Raw genomic sequence first — 15,163 nt, forward strand, 5'->3', positions numbered from 1 at the left:
CGCGATGCACGATACCGGACGTTCCTGATACTACGGGTTGCACATACCTCGAGGGAAGGCGGGCCGACGCATCGGGCGAGCGGTAGTCTCCCCCGCATGAGCGACGCCCGCCCCGCCTTCACGATCGACACCCCGACCCTCGAGGACGTCCCCGCGCTGGCCCGGGTGCACGTGCGCGGCTGGGAGATCGCCTACTCGCATCTGCTCGAGGGCGAGCACTGGTTCGGGCAGGAGGCGATCGAGCGCCGGATCGGGCACTGGACCACCTGGCTCACGCCCGGCACCCGGGCCGCCGACGAGGGCGTGTACCGGGTGGGCCGTGACGGCGAGGGCGCCGTGATCGGACTGGCGGCGTCCTGGCCGCCGCGGGATGCAGAGCCGGTGCGGCCCCGCGAGCTGTCCGTGCTCTACCTCGACGAGGCCTGGCTGGGCACCGGCCTCGCGGCCGCGCTCACCGAGGCGATCCTCGAGGGCGGACCCGCGAGCGTGTGGGTCGCCGAACAGAATCCACGAGCACGCCGCTTCTACGAGAAGCTCGGCTTCCGCGCCGACGGGGCCACACAGGTCGAGGAGCAGCTCGGGCACCTCCGGGACATCCGCATGGTGCGCTGAGCCGGCCGCGAGATCACCCCACGGTCTGATGTGCTCGCGCCCGTCGGGGGACGCCCGGGAGGGGCCCGTCGGCCGATGGTGGAGCCATGAGAAACGCGACCATCTCCACCAGCCGAACCCGAGCCACCGCCAACACCCCGCTGATCGACTACCGCCCGCTGCCCGCCTCCTTCGGGGACCGCGAGGGGCTGCGCGCCGTGCGCGCCGCGAAGTCCCGCGCCGCCCGCCGAGGAGAGGATCCCAGCACGTTGCAGCTGCCGGCGGCGAGGGACGCCGCGCCGGCGCGCCGCCGGACGGGAAGGCCCCGCCGACCGGGGCTGCTGCCGCTGCTGGGGCGCATGCCCGGCATCCACCGCCGGGGCACCGGCGGCGGACGGCTGCTGCACGCCTGAGAGCGCACCGTCGGACCCCGGCCCCGACACCGACATATCACTTGCCACTTCGTGAAGTCACACGTAGAGTTTCCATCATGGAAAACAACATGGAGGGCCCGCCCGCCAGCGCCGAGGAGGCGCGTGCCGCCCTCGCCGACCTGGACACCGACGCCACGCAGCTCGCCGCCCGCCTGACAACGCCCTGGTGGTACCACCTGACCCTCGGGACGATGGTGGCCGGGGCGATCGGGGCGCAGGCGCTGCCCGGGGTGTCCTCCACGGTGGTGATCGTGCTGATCATCGTCTGGATCCCCTTCCTGATGAAGGCCTACACGAGCCGCAGCGGTGTCGCTCTGACCCGCCCGGCGGGGCCGCGCAGCACACGGATGCTGCTGCTGATCCTGGCGGTGCTCGCGGTGCTGATGGGCTCCGTGGTGCTGCTGAAGCTGGGTGGGATGGTGTCCTGGTGGGTGCTGGTCCCGGCCGTGCTCGGGTTCGTCGCGACCGTGGTCCTGGGGCGCCGCTACGACGCCGTGCTGCGCTCGGAGATCTCCGCACGTGCCGGTGAGCCGGGGCAGACGGGGCGCGCAGGAGGGGCCGGGCGCGCAGGAGAGGCGGGGCGTGCAGGAGAGGCGGGGCAGCGATGAGCAGGTCGCGCGATGCGGAGCCCGCGCCCACCTTCCACGAGCTGATCCATGCGCCGGTGCGGCTGCGGATCTGCGGACTGCTGCGGCCGGTGGACGAGCTCGAGTTCGCGGTGCTGCGCGACACCCTGCAGCTCAAGGACGCGAACCTCTCGAAGAACCTCAGTCAGCTCGCCGAGGCGGGCCTGGTCAGCACCCGCAAGGAGTTCTCCCCCGCACGGGACGATGCCCGCAGGCTCACCTGGGTCTCGCTCACCGCCGAGGGCCACACCGCGCTCGCCGCCCACCTGGCCGCCCTGCGCGCGATCGCCGAGGGGGATCCGGCCCTGCCGGGCTGAGACCTCCGAGGATCGCGCCCATGACATCGCGGCCTGCCACGGGTGATCATCCGCCTGCCGCCTTGGCTGCGGCGGGCCTAGGATCACGGCCATGAGCGACGCGTCCTCCTCCCGCCGTCTCGCCGGCGAGCGCACCGACTACCTGGCCGGTTCGCTGCCCGACGACGCCCCCGCGGACCCCCTGGCCCTGTTCGAGATCTGGCTCGAGGAGGCCTTCGCCCGCCGCGAGGAGCACGCCGACCTGCCGGACCCGTCGGCCGTGGTGCTCTCGACCGTCGCGCTGAATGGGCAGGGCACGCCCTGGCCCCGCTCGCGCACCGTGCTGCTGAAGGGCCACGACGCCGAGGGGTTCGTGGTCTACACCAACCTCGGCTCGGACAAGGGGCACGAGCTCGAGCAGACGCCCCGCGCGGCGCTGCTGATGCCCTGGTATCCGCTGCAGCGGCAGGTGCGGATCGAGGGGACGGTCGAGCAGGTCCCGGCGGAGATCTCCGACGCCTACTGGGCTCAGCGTCCGCGCGGCTCGCAGCTCGGCGCATGGGCCTCGCAGCAGTCCCGCGAGATCACCTCCCGCGAGGCGCTCGAGGGACAGTACGTGCAGGTCGAGGAGCGTTTCGAGGGCTCCGAGGTGCCGCGCCCGGGGTTCTGGGGCGGTCTGCGGGTGCGGCCTGCGCGGATCGAGTTCTGGCAGGGCCGAGCGCACCGCTTCCACGACCGGATCCGTTACACCGCGACGGCCGACGGCAGCTGGGAGCGCCACCGCCTGCAGCCCTGAGACGGGGGCAGTGCCTGACCAGCATCACTGCAGGGTCAGGGTCACTGCTGGACCAGCGTCACTGCAGGTGGCGCAGGAATCGCTGCGGGGTGTCCAGGAAGCTGCGCCAGGTGCGCACCAGGGAGAGGTCGTCGTAGTCGGTGCGGCGCAGCCCCCACTCCCCCACCTCGTACAGATCCGCGCCTGGCAGCGCGGCCAGCACCGGCGAGTGGGTGGACAGGATGATCTGGGAGCCGCCCTCGACGAGGTCCCCGAGCAGGCCCAGCAGGGCCAGGCAGCCGGACAGCGACAGCGCCGACTCGGGCTCGTCCAGCAGCCACAGGCCGCGGATGCGGGAGCGCTCGCTGACCAGGGCGAGGACGGACTCCCCGTGGCTGCGCTCATGCATCATCCCGCCCACACCGATCTCCTCGTAGTAGGTGAACAGTGCGTGCATCGTCTCGGCGCGCAGGAAGAACCCGGACCTCGGCGCACCCGCACCGCGCACCAGCTGCAGGTGCTCGGCCAGCACCGACTCGGTGGCACGCGTGGCATGCATCGCCCCGGTGCCGCCGCCCTCGGGGTTCAGGCCGTAGGCGCCGGCGATCGCCTCCACCAGGGTGGATTTCCCGGCACCGTTGTCCCCGGTGAGCACCGTGATCCGACCCAGCTCGAGACCGTCCTGGAGGATCTGGCGCACCGGAGGGAGGCTCCCGGGCCAGGCGTTCGGATCGGCCGGGGCGAGGTGGTGCTCGCGCAGTGCGCGCAGCGGGAGCTGTGGGCCGTCGATCGGTGCCATGGCTCCAGCATGCCGTGCGCGGGCTCGTCGATATGCTCTGTCCACCCGGGTCGCGGTGCGGCCGCGGGTGCCGCCGTCCCTGTGCGCTGCGCGCCGTCCTCCCCTGCCGAGGTGCCCCATGACCACGTCCCGCTCCCGCACCCCGCTGCTGCTGGCGATCGGCGGCGGCGTGGCCTGCCTGGCGCTGATCGTGCTGCTGGTGGTCTCGGTGACCGTGGGCGTGCTGGTCTACCGCGACGGGGAGACCGGCGCGAGCGCCACCGCGGGGCCGACGGGGGCTGGATCGAGGACCACGGAGCCCGGCACGGACGGTCCCGAGGAGACAGAGCCGGCGGGAACGGAGCCGGCGGGAACGGAACCGGAGGAGACCGGCCCGTCGGACACTGATCCCCCGCAGGCCGACGCACCCTCCGGTGAGCTGATCCTGCCGCCCGGCGTCGACGAGGACCAGCCGTACCTCGAGCTGAGCACGAGCGAGGACGGCCCGGTGGTGGACGTGTACCGGGATTTCCTCTGCCCGCCGTGCAAGGACTTCCAGCGCATCCACGGCGATGACCTGATCACCATGGCGCTGCAGAACTCGATCACCCTGCGGGTGCATCCGCGGCCCATGCTCGATGACCGCTCCACCCCGCCGGGTTACTCGGGCCGCGCGGCCCACGCCGCGGTCTGCGCCTATGCCGAGGATCCGGAGAAATGGTTCCCGGCGGAGATCGCCCTATTCGACAACCAGCCCGGTGACGAGGGCCTGCCCGATCACGAGATCATCTACCTCGTCAACGAGGCCACCGGCCTGGACATCAGCGAGTGCTACGAGAAGGGCGAGTACCACGTGTGGCTCCAGGAGGTGGTCGAGCCGGAGGCCCTCCAGGCCGTCTCGGGCACCCCGGAGGTGCTGATCGACGGGCAGCCCTTCACCGGGGACCTCGGCCGCTCGGGCACCCTGAAGCAGGCGATCGAGGAGGCATGAGCCCTCGCGGATGACCAGTCGGCGACGCGGCGGCGAACACCTGAGGACGCCTCGGGGCACCGCCTGGGAAGGTCCGGATCCGGTGCCTACGGTGGAGCCATGCGCACCGAGACCAGGCACTCCCCCGACGGCCTCACCCACGACGCCGGGTGGCAGCTCGCCCTGCGCCGCGCCCTCCCCGCCCCCGCCGAGGACGTCTGGCGCCGGCTGCTGGCCGAGTGGCTGCCGCAGTGGCTGGGGGTGGACACGGTGCCGCAGATGGTCGGCGCGCCGCTGCGCGATCAGGGGCGGGTGCGGGGCCGTGTGATCGGCTGCCACGTGGGCCGACGGGTGCGGGTGCGCTGGACGCCCCGGACCCTCGACCACGAGACCGTCTTCCAGGTGACCCTGCAGGAGCCCTCCGGCGCGGCGTCCGGCGAGACGACGATCGAGCTGCACCAGGAGCGGCTGCTGGGACCTGCGGAGCGTCAGAGCCTGATCGAGCACTGGACCACGGTGCTGGACGCACTGGTCGCCGCTTATGCGACCGAGGGCGCCGGGCCGCAGGACCTGCCCGGCTGAGCGGTCTCAGGCTGCAGGTGCCGCAGGCCGAGCCGGTCTCAGCCGGCGTCGTCGGATCCGCCGATCTCGTGCGTGATCGCGCCCTCGCCCTCGGGGATCGCGGCGTGCTCGCGCAGCACCTCGATGCGGGCGACGTCGATGTCCACCCCGCCCGAGATCCCGGAGACGGTGCCGTCGAAGCGCAGCTGCCACACTGACCAGTCCTCCTGCGCGGGGCGCTCGCGCTGGGAGAACAGCCAGTCCGGCCGGCCGTCGGCCACGGGCAGGCCGTAGTGCTCGCGCCACTCGGAGGAGGAGTAGACGACCACGCGCCGCCCCCAGGCCTCCTCGATGACGGCGGTGAAGGCGTCGATCTCGGCCTGGGCGCGCTCGGCCTCGGGCCGGTCATCGCAGGCGCCGTCGAACTCGAGGTCGAGCGCCGGGGGCAGGGCTGAATCGTCCGGCGGTGCGGCGACGAGGAAGTCCTGGGCCTGCTGGGCGCCGGGTGAGCACAGGGTGAAGTAGTGGTAGGCGCCGGGGGTCAGCCCCGCCGCCTTCGCGCCGTCCCAGTTCTGGCGGAAGTGGGTGTCGGTGAAGCCGGAGCCCTCGGTGGCCTTGACGTAGGCGAAGGAGTAGCCGTCAGCGGCGACCTGCGCCCAGTCGATGTCCTGCTGGTGGCTGGAGACGTCGACGCCCATCACCTCGTCGGCCGCGAGCTCGACACCCTCGGGCAGATTCTCGAGCGCGGCGGCGCCCTCCGGTGTGGCGGCGGCGCTCATCGCGGCGTCGTCGGCTCTGAAAGGTGCGGGATCGGTCAGTGCCTGCGGGTCGTCGTCCCCGCGAAGCGCACCGATCAGCGTGATCGTGCACCCGCCGATCACCAGCACCAGCAGCAGCGCGAGGGCACCCGCGACGATCTGTCGACGCCGGACCTGCTCTGGGGTGAATCGGGGCACGGTGCGGACGGTACCGGAGCGGGCGGCGCAGACGTGGGAGAACGTGCCGCTGCGGTCGGTCTGCGCGAGCCCAGCGGCCTCGCGCCCTCAGCGGGCGAACAGCGTCGCGAAGGCGCGCAGCAGCCGCGGCGGCTGGTCGGCGACCTCGTGCTCGAGCGCGGCGAAGACGTCCTCCATCTCGTCCGGGGAGAAGTACCCGTGGTCGCGGTAGGCGCGGGCCCGTTCGATGATCGAGGGGACATCCAGCTCGGGATGGAACTGGGTGGCGTACTGGCGGGCGCCGACGCGGAACATCTGCACCGGGCTCACCGCCCCGGAGGCGAGCACCGTGGCGTGCGGCGGGAGGGTGGTGATCGCTTCCTTGTGGCCCACCAGGCCGGTGAAGGTCTGCGGCAGGCGCGCTTCGCGGATCAGCGGGTCCTGCGCACCGGCCTCGGTGAGGGTGACCTTGATGGCGCCGAGCGGTTCGCCGTAGGTCTTGTCCACCTGGGCACCCTGGTGGGTGCCGAGGGTGCCGATGCCGTAGCAGGCACCGAGGAAGGGGATGTCATGCTCGACCACCTGGTCCAGCACCCGGAAGATCTCCTGCTCGGCGCGGAGCTGTTCGGCGGGCTTGGTCTCCACCGCATCGGAGACGGTGAAGGGGCTGCCGCACAGGATGATCCCGGAGATGTCCTCGGCGCCCAGGTCGGGGAAGGGTTCGCGGTCCAGGCGGGCCCAGATCAGCTCGTCCTCGGCGAGGCCGGTGAAGTCGAGCACGGCGGCGCGCTCGGTGGCGGCGACGTCGTCCTCGGGGCGGGTGGCGATCTGCACGAACGGTTTCACGAGGGTGATGCTAACGGGCCTGGCGGGGTGCTCCGGCCCCGTAGTCTGCGAGAGCGCCCACAACGCTCGAGGGAGCTGCGTTCGAAGGAGAGGCATGCCCGCACCCGACCGCGACGGCCCGTCGCGCAGAACGTCTGCGCGCTGTGCCTCCGTGCGCGGCGCGTCTTCGCGCCATGCCCCGCGGGTCGCGGGTCATCCGCTGCCCGCGCTGCTGGCCAGCAGCGATGACCCTGACGTGGCGGCCTGGCGCGACGGGCTGCCCGCGCTGGTCGACGGACTGCTGGATCGGTGGGGGCTCACCGCCGGCGCGCCGTTCGAGCCGGGTGGTTCGAGCGCCTGGGTGGCGCCGGTGCGGGAGGCGGATGGGGCGCAGCGGGTGCTCAAGGTCGCCTGGGCCCACGACGAGGCCCGGGACGAGGCGGCGGGGATGGCGGCCTGGCAGGGGCGCGGGGCGGCGCGGGTCCACCGCCAGGAGCAGCAGGGGCAGACCTCGGCGCTGCTGCTGGAACGGGTGTGGCCGGGGAGGCCGCTGGCCGAGCTGCTCGACTGGCCGCGACGAGACGAGATCGTCGCTGCGGTGGCACAGCAGCTGTGGGTCCCGCCGGCAGAGCTGGTCGAGGCTCAGGTGTTCGAGGCGGACCTGGTCGAGCCGGGGCAGGCCGGACGCTTCCGGCCGCTGGCGCAGATGTGCGCCCGGTGGGCGGACTCCGCGCAGCAGCGGGCCGACGCGGGCGCCTCGCCCCTGCCTGCCGAGCTGGTGGCCCACGGGCTCGAGCTGTTCCGCGAGCTGCCGCGGCAGTGGGACGGCGAGGCGGTGCTTCTGGCCACCGATCTCCATCCCGGCAACGTCCTGGTCGCAGAGGGCGACGGGACCGCGGCCGACGGTGCGTACGAGAGCCCCGATGGTCGACGCTGGGTGCTCATCGATCCGAAGCCTTATGTGGGCGATCCGCACTATGACCTGCTGCAGCACATGTTCAATGATCCGGATCGTCTGCGGGCACAGCCAGGGGCCTTCGCCGAGAGGATGGCCGGCCTCGCCGGCCTCGATCCGTGGCGTCTGCGTCAGTGGCTGTTCGCTCGCTGCGTCCAGGCGTCAGGGGTCCTCGCCGCCGCGAGCGAGGCGGCGCAGTTCCTCGTCGACGCCGGCGTCGACTGAAGCTCTGCAGCGGGGCGGGCGGAGGTGTCTGCGTCGGCTCCCCACCATCCTCCTGCTCGTGCCGCCAGGGCCGCACCAGGGCCGTCGGGGTCGTGATCCGGGTGATGCCCGAGTGCCCGGTCCATTGCACCCGGTGTCCGGGCCGGTCGGAGTCCTCGACCCGCGCCACGTGCGCGGCCGAGACCTCCTTCTGGTTGCAGTGCGCGCACAGGCCCTCGCCGTTGTCGAGGCTGGTGGGCCCTCCCCGGGAGACGGGCTGGATGTGGTCGCTCTGGCGCACGGCCGCGTTGCAGTACGGGCCGCGGCAGGTGGTGTCGCGCAGGCTCAGGAAGCGTTTCATCGCGGGTGGGAACTCGCGGGCGCTCGAGTCCATCGCCACCAGCTCGCCGGTGGTGGGGTGGGTGTAGAGGCGGCGCAGGGTGACGCGGATCTGGTCGCCGCTCGCCCCGTAGGGGTCCTGGTCCGGGTCCTCCGGGGTGGCGAGTGCGGCGCGGAGCTGTTCGCGCACCGCCTCGACGGGGACGGAGCCGTAGCCCTCGAGGTGCGCGGCGTCCCCGGAGTCGGGGTGCAGCAGGGCGTGGTCGGTGATGATCACGCCGATCTCGAGGGTGGGCGGAGGGGTGATCACGCGGGCACCGCGAGCGGTGACGTCGGTGCGGGCTCTGCCATCGGTCCGGGCAGTGCCGTCAGCACCGTCGGCACAGGCGCTTCCGTCAGCGCCGTCGGCCGTCCTCCCCGCCGCCGTGCAGTCGCCCAGGAAGATGTCCCGGAAGGCGTCGGCCATCGCGGCGCCGTGCCCGCCCCGGGCCCCGGCGGCGCGCCGACGCTCCGCCTCGAGCGAGAGCGCCTTGGCGATGCGGCGGGCGTCGATCGCCGACAGACGCGCGGAGAGGGTGGCCATCCCGTTCTGCCCGGGGGTGAGGGTGACGTGGCGTTCTCGCATCGCGCGGCGGTGACGGAGCGTCGTGCCCTCGGGATCGAGCTCGTTCGCGATCGCGGCCACCGCGTCCTTCCAGCGGCGCGTGCCCGCACCATCGAGCTCCGGCAGACGTTCCCCGAGCTCGCGATCCACGGAGCGGGCGAGATCAGGATCGAGCACCGAGACCGCCCCGGCCACGGCGTAGGCGGCATCGCCGCTGATCCTGCCCGTGCGCAGCGCCGTCATCATCTGGGGCAGCAGCTCGACCAGGCGCCCCGCAGAGGCCAGGGTGCGGCCCGCGGCGTGCGGGGAGCGGCGGGTGGTCAGGGAGATGTCCTCGGTGGTGGCGCTGTCGGCGTCGGCGTCGGTCCGGCTCCGGGAGGGCTCGGCCGCACGCTCGTGGGCAGCCCTGTCCCGCGCCGCGGCGCGACGGTCGCGGCGGGTGGCATCGCGGAGCGCGATCACGGCACGGGCCTCGAGGGCTTCGAGCGCCGTCCCGGTCTCGCGCAGGTTCCCCAGCAGCGTCGTGAGGTCCCCTCGTGCCGTGCCGTCGAGATCGAAGGCGGTGCCCGGGTTCCCGGCGAGCTCCTTCAGTAGGTGCGCGAGGTCCCCGAACGCCTCGGCCACTCCGAGCGGTCCAGCCTGCCGCAGCGCAGCCAGGTGCTCCTGGGGGAAGAGCCCTCCCCCAGGTGCCCGGTCACGTGTCGCAGCAGTCATATCCCCATCGTTCCTGCAGGTGAGGGCGCGGTACAGGGCAGTGGCCGGAATGTGGATCCGGGGGCGGTGTGGAGGAACGGTCACCGTTGGAACGGGCCGGCCCAGCACCTCCCCGCGGCCCCGCCGAGTCCCTGCGCGGCCCCGCTGAGTCCCGATGAGGCCCTGCTGGCCCCGGCGCGGCGTCCCGAGCCGCCGACGTACGCGACCACCCAGCGTCCGCCCGTCGCGCCACAATGGAGCCATGACGACTCTCGCCGACTTCTCCACCACCACCCTCTCCGGCCAGGAGCAGCAGCTCTCCGAGCACCTCGGCTCCGTGGTGCTCGTGGTCAACACCGCCAGTCGCTGCGGGCTCACGCCCCAGTACGCCGGGCTGCAGGAGCTGCACGAGCGCTTCGGGGAGCGGGGCCTGACGGTGCTCGGCTTCCCCTGCGACCAGTTCATGCACCAGGAGCCCGGCACCGATGCCGAGATCGCCGAGTTCTGCGAGGTGAACTACGGGGTCACCTTCCCGATGTTCTCGAAGGTCGAGGTCAACGGCGAGGATGCCCATCCGCTGTTCGGCTGGCTGACCGGCGCGCACGGCGAGGACATCCCGGCCGGGCCCATCGAGTGGAACTTCGCGAAGTTCCTGCTGGGCCGCGACGGGACGGTGCTGCGCCGTTTCGCCCCGCAGACCGAGCCCGCCGAGATCGCCGACGAGATCGAGGCGGCGCTCACCGAGCAGGCCTGAGCGGCCAGGCCCCCGGTCCCCGGCCGCTCAGCACGTCTGCGCGGCAGCACCGCTGCGCCTCGGCGCCTCACCGGCTCAGCCCTCTCGGGTCCAGCCGTCGGCGACGACGAGGGCGCGGTCCGCGTCCCGGTCGGTGTTCAGCAGCTCGCGTCGGCCCTCGCTCACCCGGATCCGGTCCACCCAGGCACCGAGCCCGCGCGTGGAGGCGTCGGTGGTGAGCGTGAGTCGGATCTGCACCTCACCCGCGAGCGCGCTCTCGCCGTCGGCCAGGGGGAACATGCCGGTCCAGGCGGCCCGCCGGCCCCAGCCGGTGATCCGGCCGTCGGGGATCTCCACCGGTTCCTGGTGCCTGGCCTCGAGTCTGCCGGCGAGCGGGGTCCAGGTCTCGCCCTGGTCGGCGGAGGCCTCGAGGGCGAGCACGTCGTAGGCGGTCTCGAGGTGCGCGAACAGGTCCAGGCGCAGCTCGGGCTCCTCCCCCGTCAGGTCCACGGCCAGGCTGAGAGTCGCGGTGGTCTCGTCCTCGTCGCCCGCGTGCCAGCCGCCGCGCAGCTGCTTCGGGACGAGTCCGAGCGCGTGGGCCACGCAGGTGGAGACCTCGCGCCGGGTGACCGAGGTGGTGGACCATTCGCGGGTGGGGTGCACCGAGTTGGCCAGCATGATCACGATCGTGTCGGTGAGCGGATCGATCACCAGCGAGGTACCGGTGAAGCCGGTGTGGGTGCCGCTGTAGGGGCTGGTCAGGCCTGCGTGGTAGTACCAGGCCTCGAGCTCGGGGCCCAGGCCCCGCCGCGCACCGCCCACCCCGGTGACCTCGGCGATGTTGTCGGTGAACATGTCCTGGACGGTGCCCGCCTCGAGGATGCGCGCCCTCCCGTAGCGGCCGCCGCCGAGGAACATCTGGGCGAAGACCGCGAGGTCCCGGGCGGTGGAGAACACTCCCGCGTGTCCGGCCACTCCGCCGAGGGAGTAGGCGTTCTCGTCGTGCACGTGGCCGTGCACGAGGTAGCCGTAGTACTCCACGTACTCGGTCGCGGCGATCCGGGGTTTCAGCTCGGCGGGCGGGTTGTACATCGTCTCGGTCATCCCCAGCGGTGCGGTGATGTGCTCGTGCACGTACGCGTCCAGGCTCTGCCCGGAGAGCTGCTCGACGATCAGCCCGAGCGTGATCAGCCCCAGGTCGGAGTACACGTACTCGGTGCCGGGCGGGGTGGTGGGCTCGACCGTGAGCACGGCCCCGAGCCGGGAGGGGATGTCCGGGTGGGCGGAGTAGAGGTTGATGAAGGGCGGCAGCCCGCCGACGTGGGTGAGCAGGTGGCGGACGGTCACCTCGCCCTTGCCGTTCTCGGCGAAGCGCGGGACGTGTTCTGCCACGCGGTCCTCGAGGCCCAGGCGCCCCTGCTCGACCTGCTGCATCACCGCGGTCGCGGTGAAGATCTTCGAGATCGAGGCGAGGTCGTAGATCGTGTCGGTGCGGGCCGGGATCCACTGGTCCGCGGGCAGCTCGGTGGAGGCGTCCCGCCAGCGCAGCGCGTACCCGTCGGCATGCTCGTAGGCGATCCCGGCCTGTGAGGCGACCAGCAGGGAGGCGCTCGCGAAGCGGGGCGGGTCGAACTCGAGCCCGGCACGGAGGATGCCCGGCAGCTGCTCGAGCACCTCGGCGTCGAGGCCGACGGCGGCCGGGCTCGCCTCCCGCAGCGTCCGGCCGGAGCGCTTGCGCGCCCACGGGTGCCGGTGCGGCTCGCCGCGGCTCCATTCCGGGGCGGAGCGCGCCGCGGCGGCGTCGGGCCGGTCCTTGCGCGGGGCGGGGTCGCCCATCGCGCGCGCGGCGGCGGGGAGGCCGACGGCCCCTGCGGCGGCGAGGGCTCCGGCGGTCAGTCCTGTCCGGCGGGACATGCGGGGGTCCATGGGGCTCCTTCGCGTCAGGACGCGCCCGGCCGGTCCCTCGGGGGAGCGGCCGACACACCGCCGACCAACCTAACCAGCGCCTCGGCGAGTGGCAAGCCTCACAGCCGCTCAGTCGGCGGGGTCAGCCCGGCCGACCCTGCCGGCGCGGCCGGCGCGGTCGGCCCGGTCACCGCAGCCCCGGGAGCTGCGCGGCCCGCGCCCGGCGCACCTCGCCGATCCCCAGGCCGAGGAGCACCAGGCCGGTGATCGTCACTGCCCAGCGGAGGATCTCGATCGTCCACTGCAGCACCGCGAAGACCGTCTCGACGCCGCCGGAGAGCATCGACCCCTCGATGGTGAGCGAGAAGAACAGCCCGAACAGCGCGACGGCCAGCAGCAGGCTCGCCCCGATCCGCAGCTTCCCGTCACCGCGGATCACCACGAGGATCCCCAGGACCACGGAGGCCAGCTTCAGGCCGTAGTCGATCACGACCACCCCGAGGATCACGAGGATCAGCACGACGAGCCGGGCCGCGAAGCCCGGCCCCTCCAGATCCATGTCGCGCGCCAGGTCCTCGAGGAAGCCCGTCCGCGCGGCGACGAACACCAGCACGACGCCCGCCAGCTCCAGCAGCACCGTCAGCAGCGAGAGGATCGCGAGCGCGATCGCGGGGCGCAGCGGCTGCCTCTCGGGAGCGACCCGTGTCCTCGCCGCCGCTCGTCCGTACCCCTCCGGGCTGCTGTGCACCATGTCTGTCCTCCTCCGTCAGTCCCGCTGCAGCGCGAGCACCGGGACGCATGCCGGGCTGAAGCCCAGCACCTGCCCGTAGAAGGACAGCGACGCCTCGACGGCCCGAATGATGTTCTCCGCCTTCCGGAACCCGTGCTGCTCTCCCTCGAACAGCAGGTAGGCGTGCGGGATCCCCTTCGCGGCGAGCGCGTCGCGGAACAGCTCGGACTGGCTGGGCGGGACGATCCTGTCCTCGTCGCCCTGGAGCAGCAGCACCGGGACCTCGAGCTCGTCGACGTGGTGCAGCGGGGCGCGCTCGACATAGAGGTCGCGGCGCTCCGGGTAGGGGCCCACCAGGCCGTCGATGTAGCGGGACTCGAAGTCATGGGTGTCCAGCCGGAACTTCTCGAGCTCGGCCACCCCGAAGCTGGAGGCGCCCGCGGCGAAGGTGTCGGTGCGGGTCAGGCAGGCGAGCGTGGTCCAGCCGCCGGCGCTCCCGCCCTCGATCGCGAGCCGGTCCCCGTCGGCGATGCCCTCGGCGACCAGGTGCTCCATCACGGCGACGGTGTCCTGCACATCGACCACGCCCCACTGCCCGCGCAGGCGGTTGCGGTAGGCACGGCCGTAGCCGGTGGAGCCGCCGTAGTTCACCACCACCACACCGAGGCCGCGGGAGGTGTAATAGGCGATCTGCAGCGAGAGCACGGGCGAGACGTGGGCGGTGGGGCCGCCGTGCACCTGCGCGATGAACGGCGGCAGCTCGCCCTCGCGCCCCGCGAAGCCCTCCTGGCGGGGCCGGTGGACGATCGCGTGGACCACGCCGCCGTCCGGCAGCGGCACCTCGATGCTCTCGCCCTCCGGCAGCAGGCCGGGAGCGGGAGCGTCGTCGCGCGAGGAGCGCAGCAGGGTCAGCGGCGACAGCGCGGGGGCCGACGACCCGGCTCCGTCGGCCGCTGCGTCGCCGAGGTCCAGGCGGGCGACGTGGATCCCTGTGAACTGCGTGGGCGAGGCGCCGGTGAGCGCGAGCAGCCCGTCCTCGCGCAGGTGGGCGGTCCCGATCTGGGTGAGCGGGCAGTCCAGCGCGCTCAGCTCGCCGGTGCTGATCCGCAGCACCGACAGCGAGGTCGCGGCGCGACCGTGCTCAACCAGGACGCGATCGGGATCGAGCACCTGGAACCAGGTGCTGCCCAGCCCCCACATCGGTCCGGCGAACTCCTCCTCGCGCTCGAGCACCTGACGCGCCCCGCCGTCGGCCGACCAGACCCAGGGGTTCCACCAGCCGGAGGCGTCGGAGAGGAACCCGAGGCTCCGGTCGTCGAGCCATTCGGGCTGCAGGACCGACTCCTCGGTGCTGCCGGCGATGATCTCGCCCTCCCCGGCGCTGCCGTTCATCAGCGGCGCGAGGTGCAGCTGCGTGCCGTCCCAGGGCATCTGCGGATGCTCCCAGCTGAGCCAGGCGAGCTGCGAGCCGTCGGGGCTGAGGCGCGGGTGCGCGACGAAACGGGCCGACGGGGTGATGCGACGCAGCGCGGACGCGTCCTCGGCGGCCGAGCCGTCCAGCGGGACCGCGACCACGTACCGCTCGATGTGCGGTGCGCCGTCGGCCCCGGTGCGGGGCCCCTCCTCGCCGCCGGTGTGGTCCTCGCAGATCCACCACACCTCGGAGGTGCCGTCGGCGAGGGTGACCACGGTGGGGTCGGCCCAGCGCAGCGACGGCCCGTGCGCGCTGTCGACCTCGGGGCCGACGGGGGTCAGCGGCAGCGGCTGCTCCCCCTCGCGCAGGGAGTGGACGCGCTGGTCCTCGAAGTTCACGAACACCACCAGCGGCGGCCGACGGATCTCCTCGTCGGCCGTGCCGGGCACGACGGTCCAGGAGGCGCCGCCGTACTCGTGGACGCGGGAGCGGGCGTTGTAGGGGGCCGGGAGCACGGTGACCGGCTCGGCGGGGGCGTCCGCACCGTCGGCGGCATCGCTCCCCGGCACGGCGACCGCACCGGCGGTGCGCACGATCGCCTGGCGGCCGCCCTCGGTGGAGATGCCCTCCGTCCACCACACCGCGTCCCCGACCAGGCGCGGGGCGCCGAGGCGGATGCCGCCGGTCGCGAGCAGCTCGGCGGTCAGGGGCGAGGGCCAGGAACCGTACGGGAGCGTGGTGATCATGGGGACAGGGTATGCAGTGTGCGGGCCGGTCGGCGCACCGACGGCAGGC

At 73.1% G+C, this 15,163-nt stretch carries 15 protein-coding genes and 1 pseudogene; 9 read left to right on the top strand and 7 right to left on the bottom strand.

Annotation, left to right across the window (positions count from 1 at the left end):
* Positions 1 to 96: 96 nt before the first annotated feature.
* The 5 genes from BN4251_RS16125 (at position 97) to pdxH (ending at position 2,743) form a co-directional block, all read left to right on the top strand.
* Positions 97 to 612 carry a GNAT family N-acetyltransferase gene (locus BN4251_RS16125; protein WP_087486025.1) on the top strand — a complete coding sequence of 172 codons (516 nt, stop codon included), beginning with the start codon at positions 97 to 99 and terminating at the stop codon, positions 610 to 612.
* An 86-nt stretch (positions 613 to 698) separates the two neighbouring features.
* The gene (locus BN4251_RS16130) at positions 699 to 1,004 is read left to right on the top strand and encodes a hypothetical protein (protein ID WP_087486026.1); all 306 of its coding nucleotides are present in this window, start codon (positions 699 to 701) and stop codon (positions 1,002 to 1,004) included.
* Between the two features lie 77 nt (positions 1,005 to 1,081).
* The gene (locus tag BN4251_RS16135) at positions 1,082 to 1,633 is read left to right on the top strand and encodes a hypothetical protein (RefSeq protein ID WP_140398467.1); all 552 of its coding nucleotides are present in this window, start codon (positions 1,082 to 1,084) and stop codon (positions 1,631 to 1,633) included.
* Entirely contained in the window at positions 1,630 to 1,968 is a 339-nt protein-coding gene (locus BN4251_RS16140) for a transcriptional regulator (protein WP_087486028.1), read from the top strand. The genes BN4251_RS16135 and BN4251_RS16140 overlap by 4 nt, the downstream gene beginning before the upstream one ends.
* Positions 1,969 to 2,059: 91 nt before the next feature.
* Positions 2,060 to 2,743, top strand: coding sequence for a pyridoxamine 5'-phosphate oxidase (pdxH, locus tag BN4251_RS16145; protein ID WP_087486029.1), 684 nt, complete (start codon positions 2,060 to 2,062; stop codon positions 2,741 to 2,743).
* Between the two features lie 58 nt (positions 2,744 to 2,801).
* Here the strand turns inward: pdxH and BN4251_RS16150 are convergent, their stop codons facing one another.
* Positions 2,802 to 3,521, bottom strand: coding sequence for an AAA family ATPase (locus tag BN4251_RS16150; protein WP_087486030.1), 720 nt, complete (start codon positions 3,519 to 3,521; stop codon positions 2,802 to 2,804).
* Between the two features lie 118 nt (positions 3,522 to 3,639).
* Between BN4251_RS16150 and BN4251_RS16155 the strand changes: the two genes are divergently transcribed.
* Together BN4251_RS16155 and BN4251_RS16160 are read left to right on the top strand one after the other, a co-directional pair.
* Positions 3,640 to 4,491 carry a DsbA family protein gene (locus BN4251_RS16155; RefSeq protein ID WP_087486031.1) on the top strand — a complete coding sequence of 284 codons (852 nt, stop codon included), beginning with the start codon at positions 3,640 to 3,642 and terminating at the stop codon, positions 4,489 to 4,491.
* A 99-nt stretch (positions 4,492 to 4,590) separates the two neighbouring features.
* Positions 4,591 to 5,052 carry an SRPBCC family protein gene (locus BN4251_RS16160; RefSeq protein WP_087486032.1) on the top strand — a complete coding sequence of 154 codons (462 nt, stop codon included), beginning with the start codon at positions 4,591 to 4,593 and terminating at the stop codon, positions 5,050 to 5,052.
* 38 nt (positions 5,053 to 5,090) lie between these two features.
* Here the strand turns inward: BN4251_RS16160 and BN4251_RS16165 are convergent, their stop codons facing one another.
* Together BN4251_RS16165 and BN4251_RS16170 are read right to left on the bottom strand one after the other, a co-directional pair.
* Positions 5,091 to 5,987 carry a GH25 family lysozyme gene (locus tag BN4251_RS16165; RefSeq protein ID WP_087486033.1) on the bottom strand — a complete coding sequence of 299 codons (897 nt, stop codon included), beginning with the start codon at positions 5,985 to 5,987 and terminating at the stop codon, positions 5,091 to 5,093.
* An 87-nt stretch (positions 5,988 to 6,074) separates the two neighbouring features.
* The gene (locus BN4251_RS16170; protein ID WP_087486034.1) at positions 6,075 to 6,812 is read right to left on the bottom strand and encodes a glutamine amidotransferase; all 738 of its coding nucleotides are present in this window, start codon (positions 6,810 to 6,812) and stop codon (positions 6,075 to 6,077) included.
* Between the two features lie 94 nt (positions 6,813 to 6,906).
* Between BN4251_RS16170 and BN4251_RS16175 the strand changes: the two genes are divergently transcribed.
* Positions 6,907 to 7,971, top strand: a complete 1,065-nt coding sequence (locus tag BN4251_RS16175) for an aminoglycoside phosphotransferase family protein (RefSeq protein WP_087486035.1) — start codon at positions 6,907 to 6,909, stop codon at positions 7,969 to 7,971.
* Between the two features lie 196 nt (positions 7,972 to 8,167).
* Here the strand turns inward: BN4251_RS16175 and BN4251_RS18825 are convergent.
* A pseudogene (locus BN4251_RS18825) lies at positions 8,168 to 9,850 on the bottom strand (HNH endonuclease); the annotation flags it as partial.
* Between BN4251_RS18825 and BN4251_RS16185 the strand changes: the two are divergent.
* Positions 9,849 to 10,340 carry a glutathione peroxidase gene (locus tag BN4251_RS16185; RefSeq protein WP_087486036.1) on the top strand — a complete coding sequence of 164 codons (492 nt, stop codon included), beginning with the start codon at positions 9,849 to 9,851 and terminating at the stop codon, positions 10,338 to 10,340. The pseudogene BN4251_RS18825 and the gene BN4251_RS16185 sit on opposite strands and share 2 nt — an antisense overlap.
* Positions 10,341 to 10,415: 75 nt before the next feature.
* Here the strand turns inward: BN4251_RS16185 and BN4251_RS16190 are convergent, their stop codons facing one another.
* The 3 genes from BN4251_RS16190 to BN4251_RS16200 all read right to left on the bottom strand — a co-directional run bounded on the left by BN4251_RS16190 (position 10,416) and on the right by BN4251_RS16200 (position 15,114).
* Positions 10,416 to 12,245 carry a serine hydrolase domain-containing protein gene (locus BN4251_RS16190; protein ID WP_087486037.1) on the bottom strand — a complete coding sequence of 610 codons (1,830 nt, stop codon included), beginning with the start codon at positions 12,243 to 12,245 and terminating at the stop codon, positions 10,416 to 10,418.
* Positions 12,246 to 12,411: 166 nt separating this feature from the next.
* Positions 12,412 to 12,975 (bottom strand): hypothetical protein, encoded by a 564-nt coding sequence (locus BN4251_RS16195; protein WP_087486038.1) that lies wholly within the window; start codon positions 12,973 to 12,975, stop codon positions 12,412 to 12,414.
* Positions 12,976 to 12,990: 15 nt separating this feature from the next.
* The gene (locus BN4251_RS16200) at positions 12,991 to 15,114 is read right to left on the bottom strand and encodes a dipeptidyl-peptidase 5 (protein WP_087486039.1); all 2,124 of its coding nucleotides are present in this window, start codon (positions 15,112 to 15,114) and stop codon (positions 12,991 to 12,993) included.
* Positions 15,115 to 15,163: the final 49 nt, after the last annotated feature.

Origin of the sequence: Brachybacterium massiliense, assembly GCF_900184245.1 — a bacterium.
GTDB classification, from domain to species: Bacteria; Actinomycetota; Actinomycetes; order Actinomycetales; family Dermabacteraceae; genus Brachybacterium; species Brachybacterium massiliense.